This window comes from [Ruminococcus] lactaris ATCC 29176, assembly GCF_025152405.1.
Classification (GTDB): domain Bacteria; phylum Bacillota; class Clostridia; order Lachnospirales; family Lachnospiraceae; genus Mediterraneibacter; species Mediterraneibacter lactaris.
Map to the genome: position 1 here is coordinate 2,473,895 of NZ_CP102292.1, position 15,571 is coordinate 2,489,465.

Sequence of the window (15,571 nt, forward strand, 5' to 3'; positions counted from 1 at the left end):
CGGAAATTTATAAGTCTTTTCATAAAAAAGATTGTCTTGATTACATAGACTTAGACAAAAATCCTTATTATAAACCGTAAAATGGAGTTTAGAGTGTTGAGATTTCCTATATCAGAAGATACTTATGAATGTGTAATTACCAATCTTCCTTCTACAGAATTCAATCTCGAAGAAATAAAAAAGCTATACGCAATGAGGTAGGAAATTATGTCCCCATCCTTCACTACATCAACCATAACAGAAAGCAGATATTTTGATTTGCCTCGTCTCTTTTTATTTTTGTTGTAAATGGAAATTAAAGACATATCTTCACCATCGTAGCGAGATTCTGGATGCAAGTATTGTAGTAAAACTCATCCAGTTAATTTGAACCATCTTCATGAAACGATACACGGTATCTTTTGCAAAATCAGGAGTATTGCATGAGCCTCCGGTTTGTAATTGTTTTTTGACAACTCAATTATACCAAAGCCATTGGTTTCATGCTATTTTTATGCCAGTTATTATTGAATTTTCAAGGTGCATAGGCACATTTTAATGTGCGAAGTTTGATTATTTAAAATTTACGGTATCATGTAAAAATCTGCCGAACGCATTCATTTTTTCCCGCCGTTTTTTACTGATTTTCATTTCCTTTTTGCTGTGCCAATCTCGTGATCTGCTTCAGACCGGAACTGATCAAAGTCAATGTTACGACCCATGCCAGTACGATCAACACAATATATTTTCCATAGGCTCCCAAAAACTGTAACGGACAATCCCAGACTCCGTGAAGAATAACGGAAATCGCGAAGAAGAACAGAAAACGTCCGCTGATCAGCTGCTGTATATTAAACATCTCTTCTCCCTTTGCTGCCGCCAATGCCGCACCTGCGATAGCCGTCCACACCACATGCCCGCCGACTGCCAAAACGCCTCGGAGCAGTGTAATATCCATCATTGCCGAATCTGCTCCGGTTGACAACAGGCATTGGAATGCATAACCTGCAGATTCAAATACGGCAAATCCTGCTCCCACGCATGCACCCAGCAGCAATCCGTTCAGAATATACTTGGAGTTTGTTTTCCGCATATAATAAGCTACCACCACAATTTTTCCGGCCTCTTCCACAAAGCCGACCAGCATCGCTCCCCCGTAGGAAAGATCTCCCGCTCCCGTAATATTATACAGGATCAACGTGCAGACCAACGACAAAACTCCGCCGACAAAAAACATAGAAACCACGCTGAATATACTGATATTTCTCGGGGCATTAACTTCCCAGAAAAAGATCAGCAATGCAAACGGAACCGTCATCGCTCCCATAAAAATGAAGCCCGGATAGGCATTCGGATTATGAAACTCAATCAAAATAAAATACAAAATAAGACTGGTAACGGCCAAAAACAGAAGTACTCTGGAATACAGCCATGGTTTTGGCCATGTCGCTGTGATTTCTGATTCTTTCGGTGTTGTTTTCTTTGTTCCGGCAATGAAAAGCTCTTCTGTCTCTTCCATCGTATGCTTTTTAAACACCTCCGATACCAGATCCGACAAATGCACCTTCACCGGTCCGCTTTCACCGATTTTTTCATTCAAAGTGCCTGCCACTTTGTCAAAACCACTCTTCACATAATCTGCAGCACTTACGTTACTGTGTACAGCCCCACCGTTTCCTTTTTTTGCCGCCATAAGATCTCTGCCACAGCTGCTGCAGAATCTTGCACCCGGCTCCAAGGTTGCCCCGCAAAACAGGCAGAATTTTCCTTCCTGCCTGGTCTGTGTTTCCTGCTTTGTTCCGCATTTGGGACAAAACTTTGCTTGATCACTTAAAATATTCCCGCAATTTGGACACATTTTTCCCATAGTCTTTCTCCTTTGTCAAATATTCCGTTCCAATTATACTCCTACCCCATTTTTCTGACAAGTCTTTCTCCCAATTCAGATAATTCTGTCCCTTTCTCTCACTTTCTTTTTGACATGCCTCCTGAAACAGATTATTATAGAAGAAAATACCAGAATATTTTATTTCAACGAAAGAGAGGATCCCATTATGGCAAACTATTCTGACGAATCCCCTTATTCAACTGCGTCCGGAATTGACGGCTTAAAGTACGTTGTTCTTCAGGTTACCTTAAAAGAAAAATTTCTCGGAACCGGATCCGGAAACTTATCGGCTTTGGAATCCGTTTTAAACGAACAGGCTGCCAAAGGCTATCGCCTACACACGATTACGACTGCGTCTGCCACCAGCAGCGGTTTTTTAGGCGGTGACCGTATTCAGGCCACCATGGTATTCGAAAAAATTCTTTAATGCCGGAGGTAATCAGGCGATGGTACAACAGACCATGTTGGTATCGTAGAGAAGTGTGAGAATGGCACTGTTTATACTGTAGAGGGTAACTCAGGCGACGCCTGCAAGCAAAGACAGTACGCAGTCGGAAGCAGCAATATCTATGGATAAGGTATCTTATGCCCTTAAACGCATAACACACCTTATGCAGAGAAAGATGTTATGCAAAGAAGCAGGGCAAACTTCTTAAAATTCAAGGGTTTGTCCTGCTTTATCTTTACATAATAAGCAGATGAGATTCTCTTGATTGCCCGATTGACTGACTGGGCATTCATTATATTTCCATAACGGTTACAGAAAACAAAGCCTGTCATTCCGTCAATCTCTGCATCTGTCCAGCCATTTTCTTTCAGCTCTTCCCAGATCATTTCAAAAGCATCTTTCACTGTATCCAACATGGGAATCGTACGCATTCCGGCTTCTGTTTTCGGCGTCGAAATGTGATTTTCCGATGCCCGGTCTTCTCCTACCGGATAATACGTCAGATTATGATTGATGCTGATAATCCGCTTCTCGTAATCAATGTCTTCCCATCGAAGCCCTAAAACTTCTCCAATCCCTGCAGGACAACTTCTGTCACAGTCATTTTGTGTTTCCTGGCATAATCACAGATACACTTATACATAGAATCTTCCACCCGAATACTCAACACTTTCTTTTTTTCATTTTCCGACTTTGGTCTTCCTATTTTCGCCATATCTGTTCTTATTCCTCCACATTCACATTATAATTTTCGTATGACAAAAAGTTAATCTCTGTTTTCGTCCTTCCACAATTTTCTTCTGTTCTCTACGCAATCCGAAATGTCTCCAGATACTTTTCAAAAATCTCACAGTTGACAAGAGCAACCTTGTCAATCTTATACACTGCTTTGGCTTCTTTCGCCAGCTCCTGGAATTTCGTCAGTCCAATGCTGTAAAGCTCTGCCCCTTCCTGATAGCGGACAAATTTCTTTGCTATTTTCTTTGTTTTCTCTACATCTTTACGTGCATATCCCATACACGGCACCTCCTTTTTTTGCATGAAAAAAGCAGCTAACCTATTTTTCATAGACTAACTGCTTAAATCTCCGGTTCAATATTCAATTTTAATCTTCTGAAACATCTTCCGTTTGTCTTAACTGTTTATGAACATCACGTCCACCATACATAATTCGCACTACATATACCGTTTCAGTTTCATCATCTGTTTTATAGAATACCAGATAATTATCCACTGGAAAGAATCGAAGTCCTCTGCTGTACCACGGTTCTTCCTCATAAAGCCGGTTTCTGTTCGGCATAGTATCCAGCTTCCGAATTGCGGTCATAATGTGCTCTGTCTGTCCTGCAGCATTCTCTGGAGCTAACAATTCCTCTGAAATATATCTGAAAATATATCTGAAAATATTTCTGAAAATATTTCTCAGATCTTTCTTTACTCCTGCTGTATACATCACTTTATATTTCATATACCAAATTCCCGTTTCATTTCTGCTTCAACTTCATCTGCTGAATACACTCTGCCAGCCTTAATATCTTCCATGCCTTTCTCTATTTCTGCATCGAACTGTTCCTTGGTCAAAGAGCCATATGCAACAGGCTCCTCATAAGCTGGAAGTTTCATTTCAAAAGGAATTCCTCTCTGGAGTACAATCTGTCTCAGAAACATTCCTACTGCATTGGACATTGGAATACCAAGTCGATCAAACACCTGTTCTGCCTGTTCTTTTACTTCAGGTTCAACACGTGCAAATACATTTGCTGTTCTTGCCATAGATATCGCCTCCCTATATAGTCAAGTCTTTTTTCCTTATTTTTCAAGGAATTTTTAGTTCCATATCTCAGATGAATGAGCCAAGAAGATGGACATTTCTCTGTATCTGGTACGAAAATAGAGGGGTTGGGGTACACAAAATAAAACGTCATCATTTTCGTTCTACATGGCCTTGTGTATACCCTTCCATCTACGGCAGCGAACCTCCCGTGTCTACCAGGATCACCCGCATTTCTGCCGGGTCCTAACTTCCTTCGTCCCGCCTGTCCATAACCAGGGTGTCAGCTTAGCTCCTCTACAGGGTCATGCCCTATGGTGATTATTCCTGCCGACTACTGGCTCATTCTTTTTTGTTTTAAGTCTTACTGACCTGTTTAAGTATCAATACCTCACGGCACCTTACGGCGGACGTTTTCCCGACTCGGTCTTCATACTTCTCAGCCTTCCTGTCACAGCTGAATTCAACTCTCCGTAGCTATTTCTGAAAGTTCAATTCAACTGTGACAGAGCATTACCTGTTTGTCTCTGCTTACTACGCTGCCTGCAACTGTGGCCTTCTGATATCACTCATCAGTTTCATTGGGTCATAATCCACACCCTTTGTCAGGATTGTGTAGAATACCCTAATAATCTTACATGCCACTGCTACTACTGACTGCATCTTCTTTAACGGGTTTTCTTTGCGGGTTCGGTAGTACTCATGTATTGCCTTGAACTCTGCATTTTTACCCACAAGTGATATTGCTGCTTCATACAGCACATATCTTAGTCGTTTCCTGCCTCTGTAACTGATTCGGCTTTCTCCATTATGCTTTCCGGAATCATTTGCCACGATTGCATATCCTGCCAGTTTCTGCAGCTGTTTCGGGTTATCAAAACGTCCAATATCCCCTACCTCAGCTATAAATCCACTGACAGTAACCAATCCGATTCCCTTGATTTCCATTAGTTTATCAACATATGGAATCGTCATCAGTTTATCCTCTATATTTCGGAGCAGTTCCTCTAGCCTTGACGCATATACATCCACGTCATTCAGCAGATTCATTAGTTCTATCCTTGCCGCCTCCGGTGCTTCTTTACTGCCAACGCTATGCTCTGCCGCTGATACCAGGGTCTTTGCCCTCTTCATTCCAATGCCTCTCAGCTTCACGTTCCTCCAGATTTGATTCACACCATCCACACCAAGTTTGCTGATATCCTCCGGCAAGGGAGCTTCCTTAAGTATCATCCGTCCGCTGACTGCCATTAAATCCCCATAAACGTCTTTATATTCAGGGAAATAAATGGAAAACCATCTGGCAATCCGGTTCTTGATTCTTGTAAGCTCTTCCTGTGTCTGGAAGCGGAGGTTCGATAAACTCCTGATTTCTACATAAATACCGGTTGGTATATAAGGATAAGAAAATCTTCCTTCATTGACCAATGCTGCAATTGTCTTTGGATCCTTACGCTCATTCTTGTTAGGATTATTGTCATCCAGTTCTTTTGACTTCTTGACATGATGAGGATTCACATGAACAGGCTTCATTCCACTGTCCTGCAGGAATTTTCCCAGTGCAAACCAGTAATGTCCGGTTGGCTCCATTCCGGGAATTACAGCTGTCTTGCCTTGTTTTTCTGCGATATCTTCCACCCATGCTTTAAATGTCATGAACCCCGCTTCTGTATTACTGAATTCCAGTGGTTTTTTACTGTATTCATAATTACGCCAGTCAAAAGCTCTGGCATAATGGGTCTCACTGCCAACATCAATTCCAACAATCAAAGTTTTTTCAGTTATAGATGCAATTTTTGCGTTCTGTGTGTTACAATTCATTTTAGATACCTCACTGTTTTAATAAGATTTTTTACTAACCGTGCAAAGTCAGTAATCTTATTTTACTCTGAGGTATTGTTTTTTCTCAACCTTCTTTCTTGGAATTCCCTATATTTGAATTATACAGGAAGCTCCTCTTTTTTCTTCATTATATTTTTTGATTGCAAATTGCAAGCAGTTCGCAATCTTTTTTCACAATTTCATACATTGGCAGGCGGCAGATACGGTATCTATAAGAATCGATACTTACTCCAATGATTCTGCCACCATCATTCTTTTAATCGAATACTATTTTCCTGTTTTTCATTTACCCGATATTCCAACTCATTCTTCATCCTGCTTCTCACATCACGCATTGTTCGCCCGGATATTCCCTGCTCCTTTGCCTTTTCGTCTAATTCTCTGCTTGAAATTTCTTTTTTATCAACAAGCAGTTCCCTGATCAGCTTTGCCCCTCGCTCCAGCTTTGTTTCTGTTGCTTTTCCTTCTTTTCCATCTAACAATTCATCTGTGGAAATCTCATAGGCTCCTACCCATCGAAAGCCTTCTTCGTCTCCCAGTTTAAACGCCATTGTCTCCCCTGGTGGTGCAAGAGAACTTTTTTCATGAATCAATACCCTTGTGGTTGGATCTTTTCTTACTTTCCCGATGAAAATTAAACTTCGCACCGCTGCCATAATATCAATAGAGCCAAGTCCCCGATACGTGCTCTGTGTCCCGGAAGATTTATTCAGATGTCCAATCAGCACAATGGCACATCCGGTCTTCTCTGCAATCATTCCCAGTTTTCGGAACACCGGACGCACTTCATTTGCCCGGTTCATATCCACATCTGCTCCAATAAATACCTGTAAAGGATCAATGATTACAAGCTGCACTTGATTCTATCTGACTGCCCTTTCAATTCGATCATCAGATAAGGTTAATGCTTCTTCCGTATCATCAATTACCATACCCCGACTCAGACCTGCTCCTGCTTCTATCAGTCTTGTTGTTATTAGTTATTTGTTGCATCGGCGGTCTGTCATGCGTTTCCCTGTCACCTGCAGTCGTCTCAGACTGCCTCTGCCTGCATACACAGGTACTGACCATAAGGCTTGGGTCAGCCGCCCATCATCGGGAGTGTCATTATGATTCCGCTTGCTTTCAGAAAAAGAAAGGTCATGGCAGAACTCCTGGTAGGCTTTCAGGGTGCACTTATCAATTGTCAAGGTTCAACGAAGGAACATTCCAAAACGTCCTCTAATTACTAAAGTCAAATGACTTGGCACCATGCAAAAAATTCGTGATATTTTTTTACATTTTTATCATTTTTTCTTTTACTTTCTTAGTCCCTTCATATACTCTGTATTGGGAGCGACAAAATCGGACATGATTTTGGGAAATTTTGAAAAATAATTATTCCTCTACCTATAAAGCGTTGGAAATGGTATTTACCAACCCCTTTTTGCAAGTTTTTTGTACATAAATGAAATACTTCTTCGCCAGTTGCATGTTCCAGAGAACGTGAGGGCATAGATTTTCTTGAAAAATCATTTTTCCACTAATCACATGTGGCAGAATGTATAAAGTCAGATGATTTTGAAAAAAAGCAAAAAAAGAAGCACTAACCATTTACGGTTAATGCCCTTTGGGGTAATCATTATTTTTCTTCTGTTAATATCTGGTACATTCTCATCAATTCTGCTACACAATCAGCTTCAGTCATCTTGATACTAAAGCCATAAGCTGCCATTACAGTTCTATTATTTGCATTATGTGCTTTCAGTAATTCCGGTGGCATAGTCAATGGATCATAAAGATCTGCAAGGCTACTGTTTGGATAAAGTGCTCTGGCATCTAAAATAGATTTTGCAGTTTGTGCTATATTTTTTTTTCGTTCCTCTGTAAGTTCCGGTAATGGGAAAGTATTATATACAAGATCTTTTGAATAAGAATAATCATCTTTTAACCGTACCGCAACTTTTCGCATCCATGCATTATGTACGTTTGAATTCAGTATTCCAAACATATATAAATCAGCATTAGGAATTAGAAATACTCGATTATTTACAATAGTATTTCCATCTACATATCCCATCGGAACGTATCTTCGACGTGATGATGAAACGATAGGAACAATTACAAATGGCTCACCAACTGGTTGCGTTTGTTGTGCAAATAAAGTTGGTGTTTCAGCAAATTTATGAATCTCTTTTGCTTTACTAGATAATCTAAATTCTTTTACAGCTTGTATGCGTTCCATTACTTTAGGTAAATTTTTTAGTTCTTGCGGTTCTGCATCTTTAAGAAATAAAATCCACCTTTGAGTGTTATTGATGTATTCTTTAGACCCGAGAAAACGATACATAAATTTAGCAGCATCCGGTTCCTCCTGTAAAAATGTATCTTTTTCTTCCTCTGTAAATGTATAAAACCCACCATCTCTTGGGATATTGCCATATACCATAAGTTGACGATCTGATACAGGTTTATTTTGACTCCTTACCACAATCGTATATTTATCATCCAGATATGGGCTAATATATTTTACTATTCTTCCGTTATCTGCATTTTGATCAAATGCATCAAATAATAGTTTTTCCTTTTTTTCTATAGTTGAGAATCCGATTATTACACAAAAAACCGCCGCTTTTTGAGATGCTTCGCTTTCCCATTTAAATGTATTGTACGCAAAGTTTATCTTTACATGATAATCATTTAATAAGGTATGCCATAAACTTTCTAAATGAGTTCCCTGAACTACAGTATTAGTAGAAACAAAGGCACATTCTATCTTTGAATTCTGAATATATCTACTCGCAAGCATATACCAAGCAGATACATAATCTAAGCGTCCTTGTTTATTATTAAATATCCGTTTCATATCGTTTTTTTGTTCAAGTGATACATTTTTATGTCCGACAAATGGTGGATTCCCCATTATGTACGATAACTCACTAGCTGGAACCACATCATCCCAGTCCAATCTCAATGCATTTCCTTCTGTGATATTCACATAGGTTTTCAGTGGAAGAAAATCATCATTGAATCCATACACGATGTTCTTTGTTTCCTCCATCATCTGTGATTCTGCAATCCATAGAGCTGTCTTTGCTACCGTCACAGCAAAATCATTGATCTCTATTCCATAAAATTGCTGAATAGATACTCTGATTGGATTATGTACATCTCCCAAAGTCATCTGACCTCCAACTTTTTCACGAATGACCTCGTTTTCCAATCTACGGAGTGACAGATACGTTTCTGTCAAAAAATTTCCGGAACCACACGCCGGATCTAAAAATTTCAAAGAAGCAATTTTATTTTGAAATTCATCCAGACGCTTTATCTTTGTTCTCTGAACTTGAATCTTCAAAATTTCCTGAAACTCTGTTTTTAAATCCTCCAAGAACAATGGATCAATCACTTTGTGGATATTGGAAATACTTGTATAGTGCATTCCACCTGCCCGACGTGTCTCCGGGTTCAGCGTTGATTCAAATACCGCCCCGAAAATAGTCGGTGAAATATCGCTCCAGTCAAAATTTTCGGAAGCTTTTGTCAAAAGCAGTTCCTTGATTTCTTCCGTCAGTGGCGGGATTTCTATGGATTCATCGGAGAACAAACCGCCATTTACATAGGGGAACTGTGCTAGATCTTCTTCCAGATATTCATCTCTTTCAGAAACAGGTGTATCTAATGTCTTAAAAAGTTCCAGTAATGCACGCCTGCAATCTTTTACATCATATGCCTTCAGATAATCATGGAAGATATCCCTTCTTCCAAAAATGCCAGCATCCTCCGCATAAAGACAAAACACAATCCGGACGCACAAAGCATTCAGGCTTTTCAGCTTATGCTCTCTTTTCTCTTTCTGCTCTGCTGTTTCAGCTTTCGGATTTGCATCCGGAATCTTGTACTGCTTCAGAAATGCTTCATAAAGCAATCCAACGATATCTCCAGCTTTAATTGACACTTCCATCTCATGGAAAATCTTCTGCACATCTTTCTTTATCAGAATATCCAGCAGCGGATATTTGCCTGGTATTTCACCCAAAGATATCTTTACTGCTTCCGGCACTCTGGCATTCATGTCATAAATCCATATATCAGAAAAATTACTGGTGATGATCCAGCGTGCTTTTTCATTATATGGGAGATTATCATTATAGCGTTTTGCCTGATCGTACGGTGTCAGTTCCACCGAACCTGAATTCATAATCTTCTGATCCAGTGCCTTTCCAAGGCTTTTCTGTTCGATCAGTACATGCGTTTCCGGGATATACACATCAATTCTTTTTGTATTTCCATCAACCACAACTTTCTTTTCAAATTCCACACGATCTGTTACATTAGCCATTCCAAGGACGTTTGACAGAAAATCAATCCAGTAGGATCTTCCATCTTCATCCTCCCGTCCCCGTCCTTTCCATTTATTTGCAAACTGGCGGGCAGCTTCCCTCTGTTCTGCATCGGTCATCGTTTTTCCTCCTGCGTCATGCTCTATTGCTCTGACAGGAAAAGTACCGATACTTCCATCTGCGAAAATGTGTACTTTTTGACAAGTGATTTTTTCATGCTCTCAAGGTGCTTCAATCATTGGAAGAATGGCTGTTTTGTGATATTATGGATAAGTAAAGAAAAAAGTGAGCATTTTACAGGAAAGTACACTTTCATGTAAAACAACCACCTTACAATAATTTGACTTTTTCGTAAATTTCTGCACGATACCGAAAAGTTGATAAGGGCATATTACATTCTTTCGCAGCAGACGTTCCAGTTATTTTCCCATTTTTCCACCGCTGATACACATCGTGAAAATTATCCGGCAATCTGCTTGGTGGTCTGCCGAACCGCACACCTCTGGCTTTTGCCGCTGCAATACCTTCTGCTTGCCTTTGCCGAATATTTGTTCTTTCGTTTTCTGCTACAAACGACAGTACTTGCAATACAATATCTGACAAAAACGTTCCCATCAGATCTTTTCCCCGGCGAGTGTCAAGTAAAGGCATATCAAGAACCACAATATCAATTCCTTTGTCTTTTGTGAGAATTCTCCACTGTTCCAGTATTTCCGCATAGTTACGTCCTAAGCGATCAATACTTTTTATGTAAAGCAGATCATCTTTCCTGACACGTCGAACCATTTTTCTGTATTGTGGACGCTTGAAGTCTTTTCCAGACTGTTTATCAATAAAAATATTCTTTTCTGGGATAGCCAACTCCTTCATTGCAATCAATTGCCGATCTTCGTTCTGATCCCGACTACTGACACGTATATATCCAAATATATTCCCCATCCTTGTTACCTCCTGCATAGTCTCTGATAGGTGAAAAGCCGTCTTCCCCAAAAGAAAGACAGCTCCCCATGTCTTCTCTGAACTTTTTCACTCTAAACTACTATCTCATTCAGGACAATGCTTTAAGAATCTGTTTCATGCCTTCCTATAGATACACTAATTTGCTCAATACAATTTCCTGTGTACGATTCCAGATGTTATTTGCTCTGCGAACCCATTCCATAGGATTCTGTGCTTTCAATTCCTCTGTAACTCCCTACGCACTTCGTATTTGTGCCTCAATCAATTCATACTGTTCTTGTGCCTGTTCATTCATATCCGCAAGATAGCTGTCCAGTTTCCCAGTCAACAGAAGATAAGAATACATACCTGATTTATAGTTTTTCATATATTCTTTTCGGAGCATTCCCCAGTACCCAATCGGTCTGGTTTCTTTCGATAATGATAGCACTGGCAGGTAATAATCTCCTGCCAACACATAATCTAATCCATTCCTGTCATCATGTAGTATTTTTCTCTGATTACTCATGTTCTTCTCCTCCATCAAATCTTTCTCTTCTCTCTCAGATATGCTTCAAATATACTTCTTCGAATCAACACCTTTTTCCCGATTTTATATACTGCCCCTGCTTCATGCGACATACGGACAACGGGTTTGATTCCCAGCCTGTAGTATTCGCACGCCATATTGTAGGTCACATAGTCATGGCTCATAAATTCCAGATCTTCGTCGTCAATCTCATTTGAAAACATCCATACATTACCGCTCATCTGCCATTTCCTCCTTACCTTTTCTTGTCGCTGGTTCATGAAAACGCTCCAGATAGTCATCAAAAATATCCCGGTTGATCAATACGGTTCCATCTATTCTGTAAATCGCACCTGCATCACTGGCGAGTTCAAAAAGTTTCTTATGAGAAATGCTGTAAATAATCTCTGCCTGTTGATAACGCAGATACTGTCGGCGCAATTTTCCAAGCTGCTCCGGTACTTCCTTCATACTTGTGATTATCTTATTCTTTTTCGACCACTGCTTTACCAATAATGTCTCTAATGTCGCCAAATCGTTAATCCCTGCAATCACTCTCGCACCGGAACATATCGGGCATTTTTCTCCATTGGAACGAGCCTTAACGCTTGCCTGCCATTCGTGACCGCAAGCACCTTTCCACCATACTTTTTTATTTGAACCGAAAGTAATGTCATTAGGTGTAAGCGGTAAGTTCTTCTCCGACCACTCCGAAACAAGCTCCGGATGTACTTCTGTTAAACTGTTGTTCATAGCCAAACCTCAACCTCCTTGTGCTTAGAGTATATGAAGTTTTGGCTTTATCTTGTAGTTTGCGAATATCCGTATAAATAGAAAAAGCCCTTTGAGAAAAGGAGTTCTCCTCTCTCAAAGGGCAAGTTGACAAACTTGAATTTGGAACGTGCTTTATAAATTTTTTCCGATCCCCTCAAGTTCGTTCATGGAATCCTTGTTTTTTTCAAGTTCATCTCTGGCTGTTGCGTAATATGATTTTTTGAAAAGCATATCCCATGAAAGATATTTTGCCATACAGTCAAACTGCTTATCAATCAGCTCATACTGGATACTGTCTACGGGAGAACCGCCTACAACAATCGTGCCAACTTTTTTATTTTTTAACTGCAATCCACGGCAGTAGCACTTATCAATGATAAGTTTCAATTGTGCTGACATTCCCCACCAATAAACTGGTGTAGCAAAAAGAATCATATCTGCGGCAGCAATTTTATCAATTGTAGGATTTGTATCATCCTTATCGACGCATCCCTTAGAGCATTGACAGACACCACATCCCTTGCATGGTGCAATGTTGAGTTTGTCAGGTTCAATGATTTCAATTTCATTCTTTTCTGATGCTCCTTTTATAAATGCATTGATTGCTGTCAGCGTGTTTCCTTTTCTGGCACTTCCATTAATGATTACAATTTTCATGCGTGTATCCTCCAACTTCCGATTTGTATTTCTGTTTGTTTTAAAAATGGGCAATCCCGATTGGAATTGCCCACTCTTTGTACTAATTATGCGATTTTTTCTTGCTTGCACCGATTTCTGCATCAAATGATGTAAGTTTGATGTAAATCGCTATTTTTTCAGTTTTTTATCAAATGAAGTACGTTCCGTTTATTTGGTAAAACGGTACATCTTTACATCACGTCGACTGCCGTCTCCGTGTGTTTTTCGCCTTATGTCGATGTTCGCAAGTGCACACCGCCGCAAGGCTCAGTTTTCTCATCTTAATAGAGCTTTGCACCAGCCGGAATGTGGTTATCAACCATCAGAAGATGAAGCTTTTCTTCGCCTTCTTCTTCGTGAATAGCACTGAGGAGCATACCGCAAGAGTCAATGCCCATCATAGCTCTCGGTGGAAGATTTGTGATAGCGATAAGAGTCTTTCCAACCAGTTCTTCCGGCTCGTAATAAGCATGAATACCGCTTAAAATCGTACGATCTGTGCCTGTTCCGTCATCCAGAGTGAACTGTAACAGCTTCTTGGATTTCTTAACTGCTTCACATGCTTTTACCTTTACAGCTCTGAAATCAGACTTGCTGAAAGTATCGAAATCAACCATTTCTTCAAATAATGGCTCAACTTTTACTTTGGAAAAATCAATCTTCTCAACTGTTTTTTCTGCCGCTGCCGGAGCTGCTGCGGAAGTCTTATTTGCTTTCTTGTCAGAATCTAATGACTTCATTGTCGGGAATTTTTTTGATTTTTCTTCATTACCCTTCGTGATGCTTCGCTGAGCTATTCCTATTAAATTGTCTTCTCTTCATCACCATTCATGATGAATCATTGTCAAATCATATCTGTTGTCAATTTGATGTCATTTGGTTATTTCTGTTGTCAGATGAAAGGGTTCATAAGCCCTTCTTAAAATACATCCATTGTTGCAGCCAAATGTTCAAATGTTTCCTGTTTTTTCTCCTCTGTCGCTTCTGCATAGATATCCATAGTGGTCTGAATATCCTTATGCCCCATGATCGACTGGATTATTTTCAGGTTTGTTTCTCTTTCACAAAGCCTTGTGCAAAATGTGTGTCTCAAGCTGTGCGCTGAAAAATCCGGCAACAGCACCGGCTCTCGATGCTCTTTTTTTGCCTCTACTTCTTCTGTTGCATTATAAGCAGATGAGATTCTCTTAATTGCACGATTGACTGACTGGGCATTCATTATATTTCCATAACGGTTACAGAAAACAAAGCCTGTCATCCCATCAATCTCTGCATCTGTCCAGCCATTTTCTTTCTGCTCTTCCCAGATCATTTCAAAAGCATCTTTCACTGTATCCAACATGGGAATCGTACGCATTCCGGCTTCTGTTTTCGGCGTTGAAATGTGATTTTCCGATGCCCGGTCTTCTCCTACTGGATAATACGTCAGATTATGATTGATGCTGATAATTCGCTTCTCATAATTGATGTCTTCCCATCGAAGCCCTAAAACTTCGCCGATTCGGCACCCGGTTCCAAGAAAAATCGTAAAAATCGGCCACCAGTGAAAATAAATCGGATGCGTAGCAATATATTCCATGAATGCTCTCTGCTGTGGAATAGTCAGTGCATGTCTCACACCGGTTTTCATGCCTAAGTTTTTCTTTAATTCTGCCATGACTCCATCCGTAGGATTTTTTCTGATAATGTCATCCCTTACAGCCAGTTGAAAAGTCGGATGCAATAACGTGTGAATGGTTTCCAACGTGTTGATTTTCAGTTCCTGCTTCTCAATCAGGTGATTATAGAACTGCACCACATCAGAATACTTAATCTCTGCTATATTCCGCTTTCCAAATGTATCCCGGATAAATCGGTCATACATATAAAGATAATTGCTCTTGGTCGTTGGTTTCAGATTGTTTTTGAGACTCATGTAACGGTCAAATACAAAATTTATTGTAGCCTTTCCGGCAACATAAATATCCAGACCGTCCATCTGATCTTTCATGAGCTGTGCTTCTTTTTCCCGAAGCGTTACAAGGTCTTGTGTATAAACATATTTACGTCTTCCGAGAGGATCCGTATAAGTATATACATATCTCCCATCTGAACGTCTCTGTGATTCACCTTTCCGCAGGACTCTGCCTCGCAGATCTTTTCTTGTCTGTGCCATATAAAATCCTCCTTCAAATAAAGGAAGGACTACATATTATTCAGGTCTGTTCAATACTTTTTCCAGTCCCTGCAAGACAACTTCTGTCACAGTCATTTTGTGGTTCCTGGCATAATCGCAAATACACTTATACATAGAATCTTCCACCCGGATACTCAACACTTTCTTTTTTACATTTTCCGACTTTGGTCTTCCTATTTTCGCCATATCTGTTCTTATTCCTCCACATCCACATTATAATTTTCG

Annotated in this window: 15 protein-coding genes and 5 pseudogenes; 2 read left to right on the forward strand and 18 right to left on the reverse strand. The window is 40.0% G+C overall.

From position 1 onward, the window contains the following. Positions 1-185: 185 nt before the first annotated feature. A pseudogene (locus NQ541_RS13395) lies at positions 186-323 on the reverse strand (IS4 family transposase); the annotation flags it as partial. 293 nt (positions 324-616) lie between these two features. Continuing rightward, positions 617-1,846 carry a PrsW family glutamic-type intramembrane protease gene (locus tag NQ541_RS11510; RefSeq protein ID WP_005608759.1) on the reverse strand — a complete coding sequence of 410 codons (1,230 nt, stop codon included), beginning with the start codon at positions 1,844-1,846 and terminating at the stop codon, positions 617-619. A 187-nt stretch (positions 1,847-2,033) separates the two neighbouring features. On the opposite strand from NQ541_RS11510, the gene NQ541_RS11515 reads away from it, so the two are divergent. Together NQ541_RS11515 and NQ541_RS11520 are read left to right on the forward strand one after the other, a co-directional pair. Then, positions 2,034-2,294 carry a DUF4177 domain-containing protein gene (locus NQ541_RS11515; protein WP_044939900.1) on the forward strand — a complete coding sequence of 87 codons (261 nt, stop codon included), beginning with the start codon at positions 2,034-2,036 and terminating at the stop codon, positions 2,292-2,294. Positions 2,295-2,309: 15 nt separating this feature from the next. Then, positions 2,310-2,444 (forward strand): annotated as a pseudogene (locus tag NQ541_RS11520) (CHAP domain-containing protein); the annotation flags it as partial. A gap of 32 nt (positions 2,445-2,476) precedes the next feature. On the opposite strand, the gene NQ541_RS11525 reads toward NQ541_RS11520, so the two are convergent. The 16 genes and pseudogenes from NQ541_RS11525 to NQ541_RS11605 all read right to left on the reverse strand — a co-directional run bounded on the left by NQ541_RS11525 (position 2,477) and on the right by NQ541_RS11605 (position 15,532). Continuing rightward, a complete protein-coding gene (locus tag NQ541_RS11525) occupies positions 2,477-2,890 on the reverse strand; it encodes a tyrosine-type recombinase/integrase (RefSeq protein ID WP_330665152.1) in 414 nt (137 codons plus the stop codon). Next, the gene (locus NQ541_RS11530; RefSeq protein ID WP_005609418.1) at positions 2,875-3,030 is read right to left on the reverse strand and encodes a hypothetical protein; all 156 of its coding nucleotides are present in this window, start codon (positions 3,028-3,030) and stop codon (positions 2,875-2,877) included. Before NQ541_RS11530 ends, NQ541_RS11525 begins: the two co-directional genes overlap by 16 nt. Before the next feature lie 92 nt (positions 3,031-3,122). After that, a complete protein-coding gene (locus tag NQ541_RS11535) occupies positions 3,123-3,332 on the reverse strand; it encodes a DUF6462 family protein (protein WP_005609464.1) in 210 nt (69 codons plus the stop codon). Between the two features lie 88 nt (positions 3,333-3,420). Further along, complete coding sequence (locus tag NQ541_RS11540; RefSeq protein ID WP_005609422.1) at positions 3,421-3,783, reverse strand: type II toxin-antitoxin system RelE/ParE family toxin; 363 nt, start codon at positions 3,781-3,783, stop codon at positions 3,421-3,423. Continuing rightward, complete coding sequence (locus NQ541_RS11545; RefSeq protein WP_005609424.1) at positions 3,780-4,088, reverse strand: type II toxin-antitoxin system RelB/DinJ family antitoxin; 309 nt, start codon at positions 4,086-4,088, stop codon at positions 3,780-3,782. Before NQ541_RS11545 ends, NQ541_RS11540 begins: the two co-directional genes overlap by 4 nt. A gap of 532 nt (positions 4,089-4,620) precedes the next feature. Continuing rightward, positions 4,621-5,907: an IS110 family RNA-guided transposase gene (locus NQ541_RS11550; protein ID WP_005609426.1), complete on the reverse strand. Its 1,287-nt coding sequence runs from the start codon at positions 5,905-5,907 to the stop codon at positions 4,621-4,623. Between the two features lie 269 nt (positions 5,908-6,176). Beyond that, positions 6,177-6,905: pseudogene (locus NQ541_RS11555) on the reverse strand (AAA family ATPase); the annotation flags it as partial. Positions 6,906-7,549: 644 nt separating this feature from the next. Beyond that, entirely contained in the window at positions 7,550-10,369 is a 2,820-nt protein-coding gene (locus NQ541_RS11560; RefSeq protein ID WP_005609436.1) for a DNA methyltransferase, read from the reverse strand. A 211-nt stretch (positions 10,370-10,580) separates the two neighbouring features. Further along, positions 10,581-11,189 (reverse strand): recombinase family protein, encoded by a 609-nt coding sequence (locus NQ541_RS11565; RefSeq protein ID WP_044940102.1) that lies wholly within the window; start codon positions 11,187-11,189, stop codon positions 10,581-10,583. A gap of 145 nt (positions 11,190-11,334) precedes the next feature. Further along, positions 11,335-11,718, reverse strand: a pseudogene (locus NQ541_RS11570) (TnpV protein). 14 nt (positions 11,719-11,732) lie between these two features. Next, positions 11,733-11,960, reverse strand: coding sequence for a DUF6462 family protein (locus tag NQ541_RS11575; RefSeq protein WP_005609440.1), 228 nt, complete (start codon positions 11,958-11,960; stop codon positions 11,733-11,735). Beyond that, the gene (locus NQ541_RS13400) at positions 11,950-12,471 is read right to left on the reverse strand and encodes a DUF6462 family protein (RefSeq protein ID WP_005609441.1); all 522 of its coding nucleotides are present in this window, start codon (positions 12,469-12,471) and stop codon (positions 11,950-11,952) included. The genes NQ541_RS11575 and NQ541_RS13400 overlap by 11 nt, the downstream gene beginning before the upstream one ends. A gap of 153 nt (positions 12,472-12,624) precedes the next feature. Beyond that, positions 12,625-13,149, reverse strand: a complete 525-nt coding sequence (locus NQ541_RS11590; RefSeq protein WP_008119059.1) for a flavodoxin family protein — start codon at positions 13,147-13,149, stop codon at positions 12,625-12,627. 302 nt (positions 13,150-13,451) lie between these two features. Next, positions 13,452-13,919, reverse strand: a pseudogene (locus NQ541_RS11595) (lysine--tRNA ligase); the annotation flags it as partial. Between the two features lie 170 nt (positions 13,920-14,089). Continuing rightward, a complete protein-coding gene (locus tag NQ541_RS11600) occupies positions 14,090-15,325 on the reverse strand; it encodes a tyrosine-type recombinase/integrase (RefSeq protein ID WP_005609444.1) in 1,236 nt (411 codons plus the stop codon). 36 nt (positions 15,326-15,361) lie between these two features. Then, positions 15,362-15,532: a hypothetical protein gene (locus tag NQ541_RS11605; protein ID WP_005609445.1), complete on the reverse strand. Its 171-nt coding sequence runs from the start codon at positions 15,530-15,532 to the stop codon at positions 15,362-15,364. Positions 15,533-15,571: the final 39 nt, after the last annotated feature.

Bases quoted from the DNA above. Each gene is read 5' to 3' on its own strand.
- NQ541_RS11560 (WP_005609436.1), bottom strand. From the start codon at position 10,369: ATGACCGATGCAGAACAGAGGGAAGCTGCCCGCCAGTTTGCAAATAAA.
- NQ541_RS11605 (WP_005609445.1), bottom strand. From the start codon at position 15,532: ATGGCGAAAATAGGAAGACCAAAGTCGGAAAATGTAAAAAAGAAAGTG.
- NQ541_RS11545 (WP_005609424.1), bottom strand. From the start codon at position 4,088: ATGGCAAGAACAGCAAATGTATTTGCACGTGTTGAACCTGAAGTAAAA.
- NQ541_RS13400 (WP_005609441.1), bottom strand. From the start codon at position 12,471: ATGAACAACAGTTTAACAGAAGTACATCCGGAGCTTGTTTCGGAGTGG.
- NQ541_RS11575 (WP_005609440.1), bottom strand. From the start codon at position 11,960: ATGAGCGGTAATGTATGGATGTTTTCAAATGAGATTGACGACGAAGAT.
- NQ541_RS11530 (WP_005609418.1), bottom strand. From the start codon at position 3,030: ATGGCGAAAATAGGAAGACCAAAGTCGGAAAATGAAAAAAAGAAAGTG.
- NQ541_RS11590 (WP_008119059.1), bottom strand. From the start codon at position 13,149: ATGAAAATTGTAATCATTAATGGAAGTGCCAGAAAAGGAAACACGCTG.
- NQ541_RS11550 (WP_005609426.1), bottom strand. From the start codon at position 5,907: ATGAATTGTAACACACAGAACGCAAAAATTGCATCTATAACTGAAAAA.
- NQ541_RS11600 (WP_005609444.1), bottom strand. From the start codon at position 15,325: ATGGCACAGACAAGAAAAGATCTGCGAGGCAGAGTCCTGCGGAAAGGT.
- NQ541_RS11510 (WP_005608759.1), bottom strand. From the start codon at position 1,846: ATGGGAAAAATGTGTCCAAATTGCGGGAATATTTTAAGTGATCAAGCA.
- NQ541_RS11535 (WP_005609464.1), bottom strand. From the start codon at position 3,332: ATGGGATATGCACGTAAAGATGTAGAGAAAACAAAGAAAATAGCAAAG.
- NQ541_RS11540 (WP_005609422.1), bottom strand. From the start codon at position 3,783: ATGAAATATAAAGTGATGTATACAGCAGGAGTAAAGAAAGATCTGAGA.
- NQ541_RS11515 (WP_044939900.1), top strand. From the start codon at position 2,034: ATGGCAAACTATTCTGACGAATCCCCTTATTCAACTGCGTCCGGAATT.
- NQ541_RS11565 (WP_044940102.1), bottom strand. From the start codon at position 11,189: ATGGGGAATATATTTGGATATATACGTGTCAGTAGTCGGGATCAGAAC.